The sequence below is a fragment of the Streptomyces sp. NPDC030820 genome (assembly GCF_055572075.1).
Window position 1 is genome coordinate 367,595 of the sequence record NZ_JBVIEB010000007.1, and the last position, 15,730, is coordinate 383,324.

Here is a 15,730-nt window from a genome sequence, read left to right on the forward strand (position 1 = left end):
GCGGGCAAGCCTCAGGGGGCCGACACAGGAGGGGGAGTCCGTGACCGTCGTCTGGATCAACGGCGCGTTCGGTGCGGGGAAGACCACCACCGCACGGGAACTGATCGAGCTGATCCCGAACAGCACGCTCTTCGACCCCGAGGTCATCGGCGCGGGGCTCAGGCACCTTCTGCCGGCCAAGCGCCTCGCCGAGGTCGGCGACCTCCAGGACCTGCCGATCTGGCGCCGGCTCGTGGTCGACACGGCGGCCGCGATGCTCGCCGAGCTCGGTGGGACCCTCGTGGTGCCGATGACCCTGCTCCGCCAGGAGTACCGCGACGAGATCTTCGGCGGCCTCGCCGCCCGCAGGATCGCCGTGCACCATCTGCTGCTCGCCCCGGCTGAAACGATCCTGCGCGAGCGGATGGCCGGCCGGGAGATCCCGCCGGACCTGCCCGACGGCGAGATACGGGTGCAGCAGTGGGCCTACGACCGCATCGAGCCCTACCGCGCCGCCCTGGCCTCCTGGCTCACCGCCGACGCGCACCTCGTGGACAGCAGCGCCCTCACCCCGTACGCCACCGCCGTCCGCATCGCCGACGCCGTCGGCAGCGGTGCCGTACCGCCCTGCGACATCGTGCAGACCCCCGAGCCGACCGCCGAGACCCTGGCCGCCGGGGTGCTGCTCTTCGACGAGCGCGACCGGGTGCTCCTCGTGGACCCCACCTACAAGCCCGGCTGGGAGTTCCCCGGCGGCGTGGTCGAGCGCGGCGAGGCACCGGCCCGCGCCGGGATGCGCGAGGTCGCCGAGGAGACCGGGATACGGCTGCGGGAGGTGCCCCGGCTGCTCGTCGTGGACTGGGAACGGCCGGTGCCGCCCGGCTTCGGCGGGCTGCGGCTGCTGTTCGACGGCGGCCGGCTGGAGACCGGCGAGGCGTCCCGGGTGCTGCTGCCGGGCCCCGAGCTGCGCGGCTGGCGTTTCGCCAGCGAGCAGGAGGCCGCCGAGATGCTGCCGCCGGTCCGCTACGAGCGGCTGCGCTGGGCCCTGCGGGCCCGCGAGCGGGGGACCGCGCTGTATCTGGAGGCGGGGGTACCCGTCGGCTGACCCGCCCCTGCGGGCAAGGACGACGAGCCGTCGGGTGACGGCCACGCCCACTGGTCAGTGGGTGTTCGCCACCTCGCGCAGCGCGGCGGCGGCGCCTCCTACCACCGCGTCCCCGTGTCCGAAGCACGCCACCTCCGCGTCCAGCTCGGCCAACCGGCCGAGGGAGGCGAGAAGTTGGGGCCGGTCGAGGTTGAAGACGCCCGGGATCACCGTGCCGTCGAGCGGTGAGGCCGCCACCGTGTCCCCGGTGAACAGCACCCGCTCGTCCGGCAGGAACAGGGCGATGCTGCCGTCCGTGTGCCCCGGTACGTGGACCACTCGGGCGCCGCTGCCGCCGAAGCCCAGCACATCGCCGTCGGCGACATCGGTGAGCGCGGCCGGAGGCATCGGTGTGCCCTCGGGCAGATGCCGGGCGACCTCCGCGTGGATCGGCAGCTCCCAGTCCTCGAAGCGCGGTGGCGGGCCGTTGAGTTCACCTCGCACGAACGGCGCGTCGAGATGGTGGGCCAGTACCTCCGCACCGCTCAGCGCCGCGAACTCGCCCGCCCCGCCCACGTGGTCCTCGTGGAAGTGGGTCAGCACGATCCGCCGTACGTCCCCGGGTGCGTGCCCCAGCGCCCCGACCGCCTCTGCGATGGCGCGGCCGGCACCGATCGTGCCCGCGTCGATCAGTGTCAACGCGTCGTCGTCGCGCCAGAGATAGGCCTGGCCGACGGGGAAGCGCAGGAGGTGGAGCCGAGGGAGCAGTTCGATGACGCCCATGCGCCGACCGTAGGCGGCGCCCCCGCCCGAGGGCGAGGGCGCTCTGCCACGGGCAGAAGGGATCAGCCCGCCGCGTAGTTGCGCAGGAAGAGGGCCTCGGCGACCGACAGCTGCTCCAGCTCCCCGGGGGACACGCTCTCGTTGACCGCGTGGATCCGCGCCTCCGGCTCGCTCAGGCCGATGAGCAGGATCTCCGCCTGCGGGTACAGGCCGGCGAGGGTGTTGCACAGCGGGATGGAGCCGCCCTCACCGGCGTACTGCATGGTCTCGCCCGGGTAGGCGACCGCCATCGCGTCGGCCATCGCCTGGTAGGCCGGGCTGGAGGCGTCGGCGCGGAAGGCCTGACCCTGGCCGATCTGCTCGGTGGTGACCCGGGCGCCCCACGGGGTGTGCGCCGTGAGGTGGGCCTCCAGCAGCTTGCTCGCCTGCCCCGCGTCCACGCCCGGCGGCACCCGCAGGCTGACCAGCGCACGCGCGCTGGAGTGCACGGACGGGGTGGCGCCGACGACCGGCGGGCAGTCGATGCCGAGGACGGTGACGGCCGGGCGGGCCCAGACGCGGTCGGCGACCGAGCCGTTGCCGATCAGCCCGACCCCGTCGAGCACCTTGGCGTCCGCGCGGAACTGCTCCTCGGGATACTCCAGGCCGTCCCACGTCCCCGTGGAGTCCAGCCCCTCGACCGTCGTCGTGCCGTCCTCGGCCCGCAGCGAGTCCAGTACGCGGATCAGTGCGGCGAGCGCGTCCGGGGCGGCGCCGCCGAACGAGCCGGAGTGCAGATTGCCCGCGAGGGTGTCGATCCGCACCCGGACCAGGGTCATGCCGCGCAGCGTGGTGGTCACCGTCGGCAGACCGACGCGGAAGTTGCCCGCGTCGCCGATCACGATGGTGTCGGCCGCCAGCAGCTCCGGGTGCTCCTCGGCGTACCGCTCCAGGCCGCCGGTGCCCTGCTCCTCCGAGCCCTCGACGATCACCTTGACGTTCACCGGGACGCCGCCGTTCGCCTTCAGGGCGCGCAGCGCGAGCAGGTGCATGATCACGCCGCCCTTGCAGTCGGCGGCCCCGCGGCCGTACCAGCGGCCGTCGCGCTCGGTGAGCTCGAACGGCGGGGTGGTCCAGCCGGCCTCGTCCAGCGGGGGCTGCACGTCGTAGTGCGCGTAGAGGAGAACCGTTTTCGCACCCTCCGGGCCCGGCAGGTAGCCGTAGACGGACTGCGTGCCGTCCGGGGTGTCGAGCAGGGCCACGTCGACGAATCCCTCGGCGCGCAGCGCGTCGGCGATCCAGTTCGCAGCGCCCTCGCTCTCGCTCTTCGGGAACTGCGTGAAGTCCGCCACCGACTTGAAGGCGACCAGTTCGGTCAGCTCCGCCTTCGCCCTGGGCAGCAGTGAGGCGACGGTCTCGGCGACCGGATTCGACGGCATGGGCACGCTCCTCGTGGGTGCGACGTTGAACAGCTTGAACAGGGTATGTGCCCCCGATACTCCCACAGCGGCCTGCGGCGATGGCCGCCGTAGGATGCGAGGGACACTACGGCAGCGGCTTGATCGGAGCGGTAGACCATCGTGAGCGGCGAGAACTCTTCGGCGGACGGCGTGGAGCGGGTGTGGGACGTCGTCGTGGTGGGCGCGGGACCCGCTGGGGCCTCGGCGGCCTACGCGGCGGCGGTCGCGGGCCGGCGCGTGCTGTTGCTGGAGAAGGCCGAGTTGCCGCGCTACAAGACCTGCGGCGGCGGCATCATCGGCCCCTCGCGCGACGCGTTGCCGCCCGGCTTCGAGCTGCCCTTCCGTGACCGGGTGCACGCGGTCACCTTCTCGAACAACGGCCGCTTCACCCGCACCCGCCGCTCCAAGCAGATGCTGTTCGGTCTGATCAACCGGCCCGAGTTCGACCAGCAGCTGGTCGAGCACGCCCAGAAGGCGGGCGCCGAGCTGCGTACGGGCGTCACGGTGCAGCGGGTCGAGCAGCACGGCTCGGCGGTCCCCGACCGGCGTACGGTCGCCGTGGTCCTGCAGGGCGGCGAGACGGTGCTGGCCCGCGCGGTCGTCGGCGCCGACGGCAGCGCCAGCCGCATAGGGGCGCACGTCGGGGTGAAGCTGGACCAGGTGGACCTCGGCCTGGAGGCGGAGATCCCCGTCCCGGAGCCGGTCGCCGAGGACTGGAAGGGGCGGGTGCTCATCGACTGGGGCCCGATGCCGGGCAGTTACGGCTGGGTGTTCCCCAAGGGCGACACCCTCACGGTCGGCGTGATCTCCGCGCGCGGTGAAGGCGCCGCCACCAAGCGGTACTTGGAGGATTTCATCGCCCGCCTCGGCCTGTCCGGCTTCGAGCCGGCCGTGTCCTCCGGGCATCTGACCCGCTGCCGCGCCGACGACTCGCCGCTGTCCCGGGGCCGGGTGCTGGTCTGCGGTGACGCGGCCGGACTGCTGGAGCCGTGGACCCGCGAGGGCATCTCCTTCGCGCTGCGCTCGGGCCGGCTGGCGGGGGAGTGGGCGGTGCGCATCGCCGAGGCGCACGACGCGGTGGACGCCCGCCGCCAGGCCCTGAACTACGCGTTCGCGATCAAGGCCGGGCTCGGCGTCGAGATGAGCGTCGGCAAGCGTCTGCTGACCGTCTTCGAGAGGCGTCCCGGCCTGTTCCATGCGGCCCTCACCGGCTTCCGCCCCGCATGGAAGGCCTTCCGGGACATCACCCAGGGCTCGACCTCCCTGGGCGACATCGTCCGCACCCACCCCATCGCCCAGCGCGCCCTGACCGCGCTGGACCGGGGGCCGGCGGTTCCGGTGGAGGACCCGGCGGCCTCCTGACCGCGCCGGACACGGCCTGCGACCGGGTCAGTGCGGACCGGGCCGGATGGGGCCAGTGCGGACCAGGCCGACTTGGCGCGAGAGCTACTCCGGTGCGGGGCGCGAGAGTCGGGCCGGTGCGGGAGAAGCACGGGAACCGGGCCGGTGGGGGGGGAAGCACGAGAACCGGGCCGTGGGGGCGGCGCCGGTCCCTGCCGAGCCGGGAGCGGGTTCCGGTCAGTTCGTGACCGTGATGTGGAAGACCGGGTGGTCGGGGGCGATGCGCCGCAGGTCCTCGTCCGGGGAGTCGGGGCCGACGCCGTTGAAGAAGACCCCGACCTCGGCCTTCCAGCGCTTGAGGTAGGCCCGCAGCAGCGGAACCTTGTCGTCGTCGGTGACCTCGGTGGCGGTGAAGACGTCCACGTTCTTGCCGAGCCGCAGCTCGCCGCCGCCGGCCGCCCGCATGTTGTGGGTCCACTGGACATGGCCGCGCGGGGCGAGCAGGTAGTGCTGCCCGTCCACCGTCAGCAGGTTCACCGGAGTGGTGCGCCACTCTCCGCTCTTGCGTCCGCGCACCGCCAGCACCCGGGAGCCCCAGATGCTGAGGCCGCGCCGGGTGAGCCAGGCCACGGCCCGGTTGAAGACGTTGACGGTGAACCAGCCCGGCTTCTTCACGTGTGTCGACATGCTGACCCCCACGGTTTGGGAGAGCGGTGCTCTCGCTTGACTCGATTGTGGCGCAGACGGGTGCTCCAAAGCAAGAGCGGCGCTCTCTTTTTTGTTCGGTGTTCTCTTTTGCGTGCACTGCTCTCGTTCGTGGCAGACTGCAAGCATGAGCACCGCACAGGGCGCCCGGGCACGGGCCAGGATCGAAGTCACCGCCGCCATCAAGGAAGCGGCCCGCAGACAGCTGGCGGAGGAAGGCGCGGCCAAGCTCTCGCTGCGGGCCGTCGCCCGCGAACTGGGCATGGTCTCCTCCGCGCTCTACCGCTACTTCCCCAGCCGTGACGAGCTGCTCACCGCCCTGATCATCGATGCCTACGACTCCCTCGGCGAGGCGGCCGAGCAGGCGCGGGACGCAGCGGCCGGCGCCGCTCCGGTGGCCCGCTGGACGGCGGTGTGCGAGGCGGTGCGCGGCTGGGCGCTCGCCCATCCGCACGAGTACGCGCTGATCTACGGCTCGCCCGTGCCGGGCTATGCCGCCCCGCAGACCACCGTCCCGGCCGCCGCCCGGGTCGGCCTGGTCTTCATCGGCATCCTCCGGGACGCCCTCGACGACTCCGGCCTCGCCGACCTCCCCGTGCCCGACGGGCTGCGCCCCGAGGCCGAGCGCATGGCCGCCGACCTCGCTCCCGATCTGCCTCCCGAGGCGATCACGGCGCTCGTGGCGGCCTGGGCCCAGCTGTTCGGGCTGGTCAGCTTCGAGCTGTTCGGCCAGTTCAACAAGGTGGTCGAGGACCGGGAGGCCTTCTTCCGGCACGCGGTCACGGGGCTGGCGCACGGCGTGGGGCTGCGGTAGGCGCAGGGCGGCACCCGATACCGAGCGCGCGGTCGGCGTCGTACTTCCCCGGGAGTACGCGTGATCACCTCGTCCGGCCGACGCCCGTGCCGCCCGGCGGCGTCTACCGTGGCCTGCATGGAAGAGCGGCGCGCCCCAGGTCAGTGGCGGCGGCACGGGCCGCCGTGGCGGGGCGCCCCCGACGAGACGGAGCCGGACCGGGCGCACTGGCCCTGGCGCACCACCGTGCTGCTCACCGCGTTCGTCCTCATCGGCACCCACTTCGCGGCCCACAGCCAGCCCCACCGTGTGCCCCTGGACGGTTACGCGCGCGTGCTGCTGCTCGTCGGCTCGGTCCTGCTGCTGTGGCGGCACCGGCACCCGGTGGCCGTGGCCTACGGCACCGCGGCGGTGACCCTCGGCTACCTGGCCGCGGGCTATCCCTACGGACCGGTCTTCCTGACCGCCGCCGTCGGCTTTTTCAGCGCGGTCGTCGCCGGGCACCGGCGGGCGGCCTGGGGAGCCGTGGGGCTGCTGTGGGCCGGGCACGCCCTGGTCGCCCTGTGGCTCTACCGCTGGCTCCCGCCCTCGGACGACGAGGGCGGCAGCGTCTATCAGGAGATCGGCATCGGCGCCTGGGTGCTGGCCGTCGTCGCCCTCGCCGAACTGGTCCGGGTGCGGCGCGAGCAGTGGGCGCGGGAGCGCGCCGACCGGGCGGAGGCGGCGCGGCGCCGCGCGGACGAGGAACGGCTGCGGATCGCCCGCGAGTTGCACGACGTCCTCGCGCACAGCATCTCGGTCATCAACGTCCAGGCCGGCATGGGGCTCGCCCTGCTCGACAGCGACCCCGAGCAGGCGCGGGCCGCGCTCACCACCATCAAGGCCGCCAGCAAAGAGGCGCTCGGCGAAGTGCGCCAGGTGCTCGACACCCTGCGCGCCCCGGGCGCCGCGCCGCGCGCCCCCGCCCCCGGCCTGGACCGGCTGCCGGAACTGCTGGAGCAGGCGGCCGCGGCCGGACTCAACGTGGAGATCGAGGGCGAGCCGCCGCAGCTGCCGCCGGGCGCCGACCTGGCCGCCTTCCGTATCGTGCAGGAGGCCCTGACCAACGTCGTACGGCACTCCGGATCGCGGCACGCGCGCGTGCGGTTCGCCCACGACGGCGAGGTGCTGCGGCTGCGCATCGACGACGACGGTCCGGCCACCGGCGCCGACGCCGGGGGCAGCGGCAACGGACTGGCCGGCATGCGGGAGAGGGCCGCCGCGCTGGGTGGCACCATCGAGGCGGGCCCGCGCCCCGACGGCGGCTTCCGGGTGCTCGCCGTACTGCCGTCGCACACCAGGGAGGACCAGTGATCCGGGTACTGCTCGCCGACGACCAGTCGCTCGTGCGGGCCGGTTTCAGGGCGTTGCTCGACGCCCAGCCGGACATCGAGGTGGCCGGGGAGGCGGCCGACGGCGAGGAGGCGGTGCGCCTGGTGCGCGAACTGCGGCCGGACGTGGTCCTGATGGACATCCGCATGCCCCTGCTCGACGGTCTCACCGCGACCCGGCGCATCACCGGTGACGCGGAGCTGAAGGACGTCAAGGTGGTCATGCTCACCACCTTCGAGCTGGACGAGTACGTCTTCGAAGCGATCCGCTCCGGCGCCTCCGGCTTTCTGGTGAAGGACACCGAACCGGACGAACTCCTGCGTGCGGTACGGGCGGTGGTCCAGGGCGACGCGCTGCTGTCGCCGGGCGTCACGCGCCGGCTGATCGCGGAGTTCGCGGCCCGCTCCAAGGAGCCCGCGGCGGCGGACGCGCTCGCCCGGCTCACCGAGCGGGAGAGGGAGGTGATGGCGCTGGTCGGCATCGGCCTGTCCAACGAGGAGATCGCCCGGCGGCTGGTGGTCAGCCCGCTCACCGCCAAGACCCACGTGAGCCGCACGATGGTGAAACTGGGCGCCCGGGACCGGGCCCAACTGGTCGTGCTGGCCTACGAGTCGGGTCTGGTGCGACCCGGCTGGCTGGGCTGAACCGCCCGCCGGAAGCGCACCAGCACGCTCACCACCCGGGCGACGAACACCACCGGTGCGACCGTCGTACCGAGCCGCAGCAGGACCTTGGACAGCAGCGGCGGCAGGTCGAAGAGCAGTGCCGGCCCGGCCACGGCCCCGAACAGCACGGCCGCCGCGAAGGCTGCGCTCACCAGCGCGTAGCCGATCTCCACCGTCGCCGCGTCCTGTCGAGCCTTGCGGCGTCCCCCGTATGCGTCCATTCCCCCAGCTTCACAGACGGGCGCCCGGCGGGGCAATCGGCCCCGCCGGGCGCACGGTTGGAGGCGTCCCCCTAGTCACGGACCGCCACGCGCTCCGCTTCCGCCTCCTCCACGGTGGACCTGGCGACCACGAGGGACCGCTGCGTACGACGGCTGCGCAGGCCGGTGAGGGTGATCAGCAGGCCCGCCGCCGCGATGCCCGTGACGACCATGAAGCCCGGCCGGTAGCTGTCGAGGACGGCCTGCGGGGTGGCGTGCGCGGGGGCGTCCGCGGTCACCACGGCGGTGACCACCGCCAGGAAGATCGCGCCGCCCACCTGCACCGAGGTGTTGAGCAGGCCGGAGACCATGCCCTGCTCATGGTCCTCGACTCCGTTGGTGGCCTGGATGTTGAGCGACGGGAAGACCAGCGCGCAGGCCGCGCCGATCAGCAGCATGGACGGCAGGATCACGGCCGCGTACACCGGGTCGAGGTCGACCCGCAGGAACAGCGCGTAGCCGAGGACCATGAAGGCGAAGCCGGTCGCGATCAGGCGCGGGGTGCCGAACCGGTCGACGATCGCGCCTACCTTCGTGGAGGACACCGCCACCAGCGCGCCCGCCGGCAGGAACGCGAGTGCCGTGTGCAGCGCCGACCAGCCGAGCAGGGACTGCATGTACAGCGTCGTCAGGAACTGGAAGCCGACGTAACTGCCGAAGAAGGCGATCGCGCCGAGCTGAGCGCGGACCTGGCTGCCCGAGCGCAGCACGCCCAGCCGGATCAGCGGGCTCGGCGAGCGCCGTTCGACCAGGACGAAGACGGTCAGCAGCACCGCGACGGCGAGGAAGGACAGCAGTGTGCGGGCCGAGGCCCAGCCGGCCTGGGGCGCCTGGACGACGGTGAAGACCAGCAGCAGCATCGCCGCGGTGCCGAGGATGGCACCGGGGATGTCGTAGCCGTCGTGGTTCTCCTCACGGGCGCTGCGCGGCAGCAGCCGCAGACCGGCGAGCAGTGCGATCAGGGCGATCGGTGCGGGCAGCAGCATGGTGAAGCGCCAGCTGGCCTCGGTGAGCAGGCCCGAGAGCACCAGGCCCATGGAGAAGCCGGTCGCGGCGCAGGTGGTGTAGATGGAGAGGGCGCGGTTGCGCAGCGGGCCCTCCGGGAACGTCGTGGTGATGATCGACAGGCCGGCCGGGGCCGTGAAGGCCGCGCTCAGGCCCTTGATGAACCGGCTGGCGATCAGCAGCGGACCCGAGTCCACGAGCCCGCCGAGCAGCGAGGCGAGTGCGAAGACGCCGAGGGCGACGAGGAACACCTGGCGCCGGCCGAGCAGGTCGGCGGTGCGGCCGCCGAGGAGGAGCAGGCCGCCGTAACCCAGGATGTAGCCGCTGACGATCCATTGCAGCGTCGACGTGGACAGGTGCAGGTCGGAGCCGATGGACGGCAGTGCGACGCCGACCATCGACACGTCCAGTGCGTCCAGGAACATCGCCGCGCAGAGCACCAGCAGGGTGCCCCACAGCCGGGGGGTCCAGCGAACCGTCGAGGACGGGGTCGCGGAGGGGGTGAGCGGAGAGGTCATGCGGAAGACGCTACATGCGCATGCATGAAATGCAAGTACATTTAATTCCGATGCAATAATCTTGTTTCTCTGCTACGGTGCGCCCATGGCGTCGAACAGGGCCGAGCAGGCGCTCGTGGAGCAGTGGCGGGGCATCCTGGGGCTGCATGCCCGCACCCAGTGCGAGCTGGACCGGGCCCTGCACGGACACGGCCTGTGTGCCAGCGACTTCGAGGTCCTCGACCTGCTGGCCGAGGGCGCGGCGACGGACGGCGGCTGCGCCTACCGCGTCCAGGAGATCTCCGAGCGCGTCCATCTCAGCCAGAGCGCGCTGTCCCGGCTGATCGGGCGCCTGGAGAAGGACGGCCTGGTCGAACGCGCCATGTGTGCCGAGGACCGGCGCGGGGTGCGCGTGGCGCTCACGGCGAAGGGGCGCGCGCTGCACGGCGAGGTACGGCCGGTACAGCGCGCGGTGCTGGCCCGGATGCTGACCGAGCGCGACTGACCGGGTGTCAGATTCCGCTCTTCTCCCGCCAGAGGGCGGCGAGGGAGCGATCACCTGACACGCTCGGCACGGGCTCCCGGTTCCACAGGGCGAGGTACAACCGGTCGGCGGGGCCCGACAGTTCGGCATCGGCCTCGTCCGCTGCGCCCGGGACGGTCAGCGGTGGCTCCGCCGTGAGCCGTACGGTCCACACGGCGTCCGGCCCCGCGTTCACCGCCCGGACCCGCAGCAGGCGCGGCTCGTCCGTACGGACGCGGCTCCTGGAGCGGGCGTGGAAGCCGCGCAGCAACTCGTCGATGCCGTCCACCGCGAAGTCCGGCTCGATCGGCGATGCCGTCCCGCCGCGCGCGGCCTGAGCGTCGTACCGGTGGACGGTCGTCTCGTGCGCCTGCCTGCGGGTCCAGAAGGCCAGCGCCGAGGGATTGGGCGCCGGGTGGAAGGTCCAGCACTCCAGGTCGGCCGGCGCGGCGGCCAGGGTGTCTACCAGCAGGCGGTGACTGTCCCGGTACCAGTCCACCAGTTCGGCACCGTCCAGGTCCGGCAGGTCGCCGAAGGGGCTGGGTTCCGTGCGCCCGTCGGCGACGATGGCCGCGGCCCACCGGTGCACCGTGCCGGTGTGCCGCAGCAGGTCGCGCACCTGCCACTCCGGGCAGGTCGGCACCTTGGCATCGGTCCCCGCCGCAGCGGCGGCCGCCGCGAGCAGCCGGCCCTCCCGGTCCAGGGTCTGAAGGAAGTCGGCAATGTCCATGGCCGTGAGTGTGCCGGATGGGCGCGCTCCACCGGGCGGCAATGTGCGACGCGGGGGCCGACCGGGCTTTCGGTGCGACGCTGACCGGGCGTTTTGCGGTGCGGTGGATGACCGGGCGGTTTCGGCGCGGCGTTGACCGGGCTCGCCGGGCCGGAGCCGGCCGGCGGCGTCTTCTCGGTGCGGTGAGGGTTCCGGTCGGTGTGGTGAAGGTTCCGGCGGATCCCGCTGCCGTGGCCTCAGGCGCCCATCGTCCGCCGCGTGGACACCCCGATGGCGGCGGCGACGGCGGCCAGTGCCGCGATGCTGGTGAGCGCGGCCGGCAGGGAGAACCAGTCGGCCATGAAGCCGATGGCGGGCGGCCCGAGCAGCATGCCGCCGTAGCCGAAGGTCGAGACGACGGCCACACCGGACGGACCGGTCAGTGCACCCGCCCGCTCCACGGCGACCGGGAAGAGGTTGGCGAGCCCCAGGCCGGTGACGGCGAAGCCGAGCAGCGCGGCCCACACGGACGGCGCGAGTGAGCCGAGCAGCATGCCCACCGCCGCGACGGTGCCTCCGGCGATCACCGTGCGGGCCCGGCCGAGGCGCTCCAGGAGGGTCGTGCCGGTCGCCCGGCCCACGGTCATGGCCAGCGCGAAACACGCGTACCCGGCCGCCGCCGTGCCGGACGACGCCGCGAGGTCCTGCTGGAGGTGGAGCGCGCCCCAGTCGGCCATGGCGCCCTCGCCGTAGGCCGTGCACAGCGCGATCAGCCCGAAGACGACGACCAGCCCGCGGCCGCCGGTCCGCCGCGCCGCGGCGGCGCGGTGCGTGTGCGGGGGTGAGGAGGGGGTGCGGTCCGCCGGGAGGGGCGGTTGCTGCCGCAACAGGGTGCGCCCGGCGACGGCCGTGACGAGCAGCCCGATCAGCGTGAGCCCGAACAGATGGCGCGTGGGGGAGAGCGCGCCGGCGACCAGACCGCCGACACCGGCGCCGATCATGCCACCGAGGCTGAACGCCGCGTGGAACGACGGCATGATCGGCCGCCGCAAAGCGGCCACCAGATCGACGGCGGCACTGTTGAAGGCGACGTTGATGCCGCCGTAGGCGGCGCCGAAGACAAGGAGTACGGCGCCGAGGGCGGGCGCGGAGTGGGTCAGTGGGGGCAGGCTGACGCTGAGGGAGAGCAGGACGGCGCAGACCACGGTGACCGGATGGCTGCCGTAACGGCGGCACAGCCGCCCGGTCAGGGTCATGGTGACGACGGCGCCGGCGGAGACGCCGAGCAGGGCCAGGCCCAGGGCGCTGGCGGAGGAGTCGGTCTGCTGCTTGATGGCGGGGATCCGGACGACCCAGCCCGCGAAGACGAAGCCGTCGAGGGCGAAGAAGGCGGTCAGGGCGATGCGGAGCCGGGAGAGACCGCGGCTGCCACCCGGCACGACGCTGTGCGTCGGTGGTTTGTTTATTTGCGGCACAAAGTGAGGCTAGGTGGCGGCGCGGGAGTGGGCAAGGGATATGCCGGGCGGTCGGGCAGGCCTGGTGGCGTGCCGGGTGTGCGGGAGGCGAGAGCAGGGCGTGTGTGTGCCTGCGGCGGTGTCCGTGCGCCCGCCTTCGGGTCCCGCCTTCCCAGGCGGGACGCTTGGCTGGCGATGCCGCCCGAGCCGCTCCAGTACCAGGGACACACGGCGATCGCCCGGTTCTACGGCGTCCTGCCCTGGTGGGGCGGCCGGGTGTTCCGCCTCGTACCCACCCGTGCGAACGGCCGGCCCGCGTTCGGCAGCTGTCTGCGCGAGCCCGGCAGCCCGGTCGCCCGCGCCTGCCGGCTTGTCGTTCTCACACTGCGAGACGACCGGATCTCCGCCATCACCCGCTTCGGCGACAACGGCCTCCTGCCGTGCTTCGGACTGCCGGACGCTGCGTGCCTGGAGCCCGAGTGCCCAGGAATCAACCGATGCGCCCTTGACCTGCACCGACTTGTGCTCGCTCGGGTCGACGGCGGCGTCAACACGGCTGCCCGCATGCCTCGTTCGGTGTGCTCCGAGGGCGTCCACACGCGCTCCGCGGTGGGATACAGGTCGGTTAATGCTTGCTCACGAGCTGGTTGCCGAGGGGTGAGCGGGCCATGATGGGCCCATGACGTTGGCCTCGCGCGCGCTCGCGCAACTGGCGACCTGGCCCGACCTGAGTCAGGCGGTCCCGAGCTGCGGCCTGGGACAGGCGGTGAGTTCGGCCCAGGGCGAGATCGCCCACTTCCACTCGGACCGCGATGTGGATCTGCGGCTGACCGACCGGGCGATCCGGCGCTTCGCCAAGGACCTCAGGGACTCGGGGGCGATCAGGATCGTGTCCGGTTCGCAGTGGGTGACCCTGCGCCTCGACGCGGCGAGCGACGTCGATCTGCTGTTGACCCTGGTGAGCGTGGCGCTCCAGGCCCAGCAGGCTTGGCCCGACCCGCTCGACCGGCCATCGACGGGCTGCAACGACCAGCGCGGCGCGGGGTTTGTGAAGGCCGACCGCGGCGGCATCTGAGGCGCACGGCCTGGCGCGGTGGCGTCGGATCCGAGCGGCGTCGCGGTGTGGCGTCGGATCCGAGCGGCGTGGCGTGGTGGATGCGAAGGCCGAGCGCGCCGCTGAACTCGCGTCGACTGCATGCCTTGAACTCGATGCCTTGAACTCGCGCCGGCTGCACGCCTCGAACGGCACCCGCAGTGCGGCGGGCAGCCGGCAGCCGGTGCCGGCGGACCGTTCCCCGCCCGAGCCGCGCCCGCCGTCACACCGTGACGACCCGGACGCCCGCCTCCTCGAAGCGGCGTACCGTCTCCGGTCCCGCCGCCGCGTCCGTCACGAGCGTGTCCACCAGCTCCGCCCCGCAGATCCAGGCGAACGCCCGCTGGCCCAGCTTGCTGGAGTCCGCGGCGACCACCACCCGCTCGGCGCGCTCGCACAGCAGCCGGTTGATCGCGGCCTCCGCCTCGTCATGGGCCGCCGCGCCGTGCGTGACGTCGAAGGCGACCACCCCGAGCACCGCCACGTCGAGCGTGATCTGACCGAGCACCCCGTCCGCGAGCGGGCCGATGAGCTCGTAGGACTGCGGGCGCGCCACCCCGCCCGTCACCACGATCTTGAACTGCGGCCGTACGGCGAGCTCGTTGGCGATGTTGAGCGCGTTGGTGACGATCGTCAGCGCGGGCGATCCGGTGGCCAGATCGCCGCGTACGGCGAGGGCGCGGGCCACCTCCGTGGTGGTCGTGCCGCCGGTCAGCCCCACCGCCTCGCCGGGCGCGACGAGTTCGGCCACGGCCTTGGCGATGCGCTGCTTCTCCGAGGCCCGGCGGGCCGTCTTGTAGCGCAGCGGGAGTTCGTACGACACCCCGTGCACCACCGCGCCGCCCCGGGTGCGCACCAGCATCTGCTGCTCGGCGAGCTGGTCGAAGTCCCGGCGGATCGTCGCCGCCGACACCTCCAGCTCGGCCGCCGCCTCCTCCACCTCCAGCCGGCCGCGCTCGACGAGCAGTTCCAGCAGCGCCTTCCAGCGGGCGTCCCGGGACATCCGCAGCCTCCGTTCCGAAGTGTTCCCGGTGACCCTAGCGCACCTCTCTCTGCGCTCGAATGCTTGATACTGCTCGAAAACTCGCTATATCTTGCAGGAACAATCAGCAAGGGGAGGGTGTGGCCATGAGCCATGTCGAGAACGAGCTGAACAGCCAGCCGGAGTGCTGGATACGGGCGGCCGAGGAGGCGGGGCGGTACCGGGACGCACTGCCGGGGCCGGGGGAGCGGGTAGCGATCGTGGGGTGCGGGACCTCGTACTTCATGGCGCAGGCGGTGGCCGCCCTACGGGAGGGCGCGGGCCGGGGCGAGACCGACGCCTTCGCGGCCTCCGAGTTCCCGTACGGGCGCTCGTACGACCGGGTGGTGGCCCTCACCCGCTCCGGCACCACCACCGAAGTGCTGGAACTGCTGGGCGAGTTGAGGGGCAGGATCCGGACCACGGCCGTCACCGGCGATCCGGACACCCCGGTGACCTCGGCCGCCGACGACCTGGTCGTCCTGGACTTCGCCGACGAGCGCTCCGTCGTCCAGACCCGGTTCGCCACCACCGCCCTCACCCTCCTGCGCGCCCACCTCGGCCTGCACACCGACTCCGTCGTCGCCGACGCGCGCACGGCACTGACCACCCCCCTGCCCGAAGGCCTGGTCGCCTGCACCCAGTTCACCTTCCTCGGGCGCGGCTGGACCGTCGGGCTCGCCAGCGAGGCCGGGCTGAAGATGCGCGAGGCCTCGCTGTCCTGGACCGAGGCCTATCCGGCGATGGAGTACCGGCACGGTCCGATCAGCGTCACCACCGAGGGCACGGCCACCTGGATGCTCGGCGAGGCACCCGGGGGGCTCGCCGAACAGGTCCGCACCACCGGCGGCTTGTGGATCGAGGGCGGGCTCGACCCGCTCGCCGAACTCGTCCGCGTCCAGCGGCTCGCGGTCGCCGTCGCCGCCGCCCGCGGCCTCGACCCCGACCGGCCGCGCCATCTCACCCGCTCGGTGATCCTCGCCCCCTGAGCCCCGACCCGCGCCCGGA

The 15,730-nt window shown here is 72.9% G+C and carries 16 protein-coding genes; 8 read left to right on the forward strand and 8 right to left on the reverse strand.

Translation table 11 applies throughout. From position 1 onward, the window contains the following. The first annotated feature begins 40 nt into the window (after window positions 1-40). Window positions 41-1,084, forward strand: coding sequence for an NUDIX hydrolase (locus ACZ418_RS21705; RefSeq protein WP_468365192.1), 1,044 nt, complete (start codon window positions 41-43; stop codon window positions 1,082-1,084). Between the two features lie 54 nt (window positions 1,085-1,138). Here ACZ418_RS21705 and ACZ418_RS21710 read toward each other — a convergent pair whose 3' ends face one another. Then, window positions 1,139-1,846 carry an MBL fold metallo-hydrolase gene (locus tag ACZ418_RS21710; RefSeq protein WP_468365194.1) on the reverse strand — a complete coding sequence of 236 codons (708 nt, stop codon included), beginning with the start codon at window positions 1,844-1,846 and terminating at the stop codon, window positions 1,139-1,141. A 62-nt stretch (window positions 1,847-1,908) separates the two neighbouring features. Then, window positions 1,909-3,264, reverse strand: coding sequence for a M20/M25/M40 family metallo-hydrolase (locus ACZ418_RS21715; RefSeq protein ID WP_468365197.1), 1,356 nt, complete (start codon window positions 3,262-3,264; stop codon window positions 1,909-1,911). A 141-nt stretch (window positions 3,265-3,405) separates the two neighbouring features. On the opposite strand from ACZ418_RS21715, the gene ACZ418_RS21720 reads away from it, so the two are divergent. After that, window positions 3,406-4,647, forward strand: coding sequence for a geranylgeranyl reductase family protein (locus ACZ418_RS21720; RefSeq protein WP_468365199.1), 1,242 nt, complete (start codon window positions 3,406-3,408; stop codon window positions 4,645-4,647). 216 nt (window positions 4,648-4,863) lie between these two features. Here ACZ418_RS21720 and ACZ418_RS21725 read toward each other — a convergent pair whose 3' ends face one another. After that, window positions 4,864-5,313: a nitroreductase family deazaflavin-dependent oxidoreductase gene (locus ACZ418_RS21725; RefSeq protein ID WP_468365202.1), complete on the reverse strand. Its 450-nt coding sequence runs from the start codon at window positions 5,311-5,313 to the stop codon at window positions 4,864-4,866. Window positions 5,314-5,458: 145 nt separating this feature from the next. Between ACZ418_RS21725 and ACZ418_RS21730 the strand changes: the two genes are divergently transcribed. The 3 genes from ACZ418_RS21730 to ACZ418_RS21740 all read left to right on the forward strand — a co-directional run bounded on the left by ACZ418_RS21730 (window position 5,459) and on the right by ACZ418_RS21740 (window position 8,139). Further along, window positions 5,459-6,145 carry a TetR/AcrR family transcriptional regulator gene (locus ACZ418_RS21730; RefSeq protein WP_468365206.1) on the forward strand — a complete coding sequence of 229 codons (687 nt, stop codon included), beginning with the start codon at window positions 5,459-5,461 and terminating at the stop codon, window positions 6,143-6,145. Between the two features lie 117 nt (window positions 6,146-6,262). Then, a complete protein-coding gene (locus ACZ418_RS21735; protein WP_468365209.1) occupies window positions 6,263-7,477 on the forward strand; it encodes a sensor histidine kinase in 1,215 nt (404 codons plus the stop codon). After that, on the forward strand, window positions 7,474-8,139 hold the full coding sequence (locus ACZ418_RS21740; protein WP_468365211.1) for a response regulator transcription factor: 666 nt from the start codon (window positions 7,474-7,476) through the stop codon (window positions 8,137-8,139). Before ACZ418_RS21735 ends, ACZ418_RS21740 begins: the two co-directional genes overlap by 4 nt. Here ACZ418_RS21740 and ACZ418_RS21745 read toward each other — a convergent pair. After that, the gene (locus tag ACZ418_RS21745) at window positions 8,100-8,381 is read right to left on the reverse strand and encodes a DUF6332 family protein (protein WP_468365214.1); all 282 of its coding nucleotides are present in this window, start codon (window positions 8,379-8,381) and stop codon (window positions 8,100-8,102) included. The genes ACZ418_RS21740 and ACZ418_RS21745 overlap by 40 nt on opposite strands. A 71-nt stretch (window positions 8,382-8,452) precedes the next feature. Next, window positions 8,453-9,943, reverse strand: coding sequence for an MFS transporter (locus ACZ418_RS21750; RefSeq protein ID WP_468365216.1), 1,491 nt, complete (start codon window positions 9,941-9,943; stop codon window positions 8,453-8,455). An 85-nt stretch (window positions 9,944-10,028) separates the two neighbouring features. On the opposite strand from ACZ418_RS21750, the gene ACZ418_RS21755 reads away from it, so the two are divergent. Continuing rightward, entirely contained in the window at window positions 10,029-10,427 is a 399-nt protein-coding gene (locus ACZ418_RS21755) for a MarR family winged helix-turn-helix transcriptional regulator (protein ID WP_468365219.1), read from the forward strand. 7 nt (window positions 10,428-10,434) lie between these two features. On the opposite strand, the gene ACZ418_RS21760 is transcribed toward ACZ418_RS21755, so the two are convergent. Together ACZ418_RS21760 and ACZ418_RS21765 are read right to left on the reverse strand one after the other, a co-directional pair. After that, on the reverse strand, window positions 10,435-11,175 hold the full coding sequence (locus ACZ418_RS21760) for a maleylpyruvate isomerase family mycothiol-dependent enzyme (RefSeq protein WP_468365221.1): 741 nt from the start codon (window positions 11,173-11,175) through the stop codon (window positions 10,435-10,437). 236 nt (window positions 11,176-11,411) lie between these two features. Then, the gene (locus tag ACZ418_RS21765; RefSeq protein WP_468365223.1) at window positions 11,412-12,629 is read right to left on the reverse strand and encodes an MFS transporter; all 1,218 of its coding nucleotides are present in this window, start codon (window positions 12,627-12,629) and stop codon (window positions 11,412-11,414) included. 658 nt (window positions 12,630-13,287) lie between these two features. Here ACZ418_RS21765 and ACZ418_RS21770 point away from each other — a divergent pair. Then, window positions 13,288-13,683 (forward strand): luciferase domain-containing protein, encoded by a 396-nt coding sequence (locus ACZ418_RS21770; protein ID WP_468365225.1) that lies wholly within the window; start codon window positions 13,288-13,290, stop codon window positions 13,681-13,683. A 241-nt stretch (window positions 13,684-13,924) separates the two neighbouring features. On the opposite strand, the gene ACZ418_RS21775 is transcribed toward ACZ418_RS21770, so the two are convergent. After that, the gene (locus tag ACZ418_RS21775; protein ID WP_468365227.1) at window positions 13,925-14,704 is read right to left on the reverse strand and encodes a DeoR/GlpR family DNA-binding transcription regulator; all 780 of its coding nucleotides are present in this window, start codon (window positions 14,702-14,704) and stop codon (window positions 13,925-13,927) included. 125 nt (window positions 14,705-14,829) lie between these two features. Between ACZ418_RS21775 and ACZ418_RS21780 the strand changes: the two genes are divergently transcribed. Next, the gene (locus tag ACZ418_RS21780; protein ID WP_468365230.1) at window positions 14,830-15,711 is read left to right on the forward strand and encodes an SIS domain-containing protein; all 882 of its coding nucleotides are present in this window, start codon (window positions 14,830-14,832) and stop codon (window positions 15,709-15,711) included. Window positions 15,712-15,730: the final 19 nt, after the last annotated feature.

Bases quoted from the DNA above. Each gene is read 5' to 3' on its own strand.
- ACZ418_RS21710 (WP_468365194.1), bottom strand. From the start codon at position 1,846: ATGGGCGTCATCGAACTGCTCCCTCGGCTCCACCTCCTGCGCTTCCCC.
- ACZ418_RS21715 (WP_468365197.1), bottom strand. From the start codon at position 3,264: ATGCCGTCGAATCCGGTCGCCGAGACCGTCGCCTCACTGCTGCCCAGG.
- ACZ418_RS21725 (WP_468365202.1), bottom strand. From the start codon at position 5,313: ATGTCGACACACGTGAAGAAGCCGGGCTGGTTCACCGTCAACGTCTTC.
- ACZ418_RS21730 (WP_468365206.1), top strand. From the start codon at position 5,459: ATGAGCACCGCACAGGGCGCCCGGGCACGGGCCAGGATCGAAGTCACC.
- ACZ418_RS21735 (WP_468365209.1), top strand. From the start codon at position 6,263: ATGGAAGAGCGGCGCGCCCCAGGTCAGTGGCGGCGGCACGGGCCGCCG.
- ACZ418_RS21745 (WP_468365214.1), bottom strand. From the start codon at position 8,381: ATGGACGCATACGGGGGACGCCGCAAGGCTCGACAGGACGCGGCGACG.
- ACZ418_RS21750 (WP_468365216.1), bottom strand. From the start codon at position 9,943: ATGACCTCTCCGCTCACCCCCTCCGCGACCCCGTCCTCGACGGTTCGC.
- ACZ418_RS21755 (WP_468365219.1), top strand. From the start codon at position 10,029: ATGGCGTCGAACAGGGCCGAGCAGGCGCTCGTGGAGCAGTGGCGGGGC.
- ACZ418_RS21760 (WP_468365221.1), bottom strand. From the start codon at position 11,175: ATGGACATTGCCGACTTCCTTCAGACCCTGGACCGGGAGGGCCGGCTG.
- ACZ418_RS21770 (WP_468365225.1), top strand. From the start codon at position 13,288: ATGACGTTGGCCTCGCGCGCGCTCGCGCAACTGGCGACCTGGCCCGAC.
- ACZ418_RS21775 (WP_468365227.1), bottom strand. From the start codon at position 14,704: ATGTCCCGGGACGCCCGCTGGAAGGCGCTGCTGGAACTGCTCGTCGAG.
- ACZ418_RS21780 (WP_468365230.1), top strand. From the start codon at position 14,830: ATGAGCCATGTCGAGAACGAGCTGAACAGCCAGCCGGAGTGCTGGATA.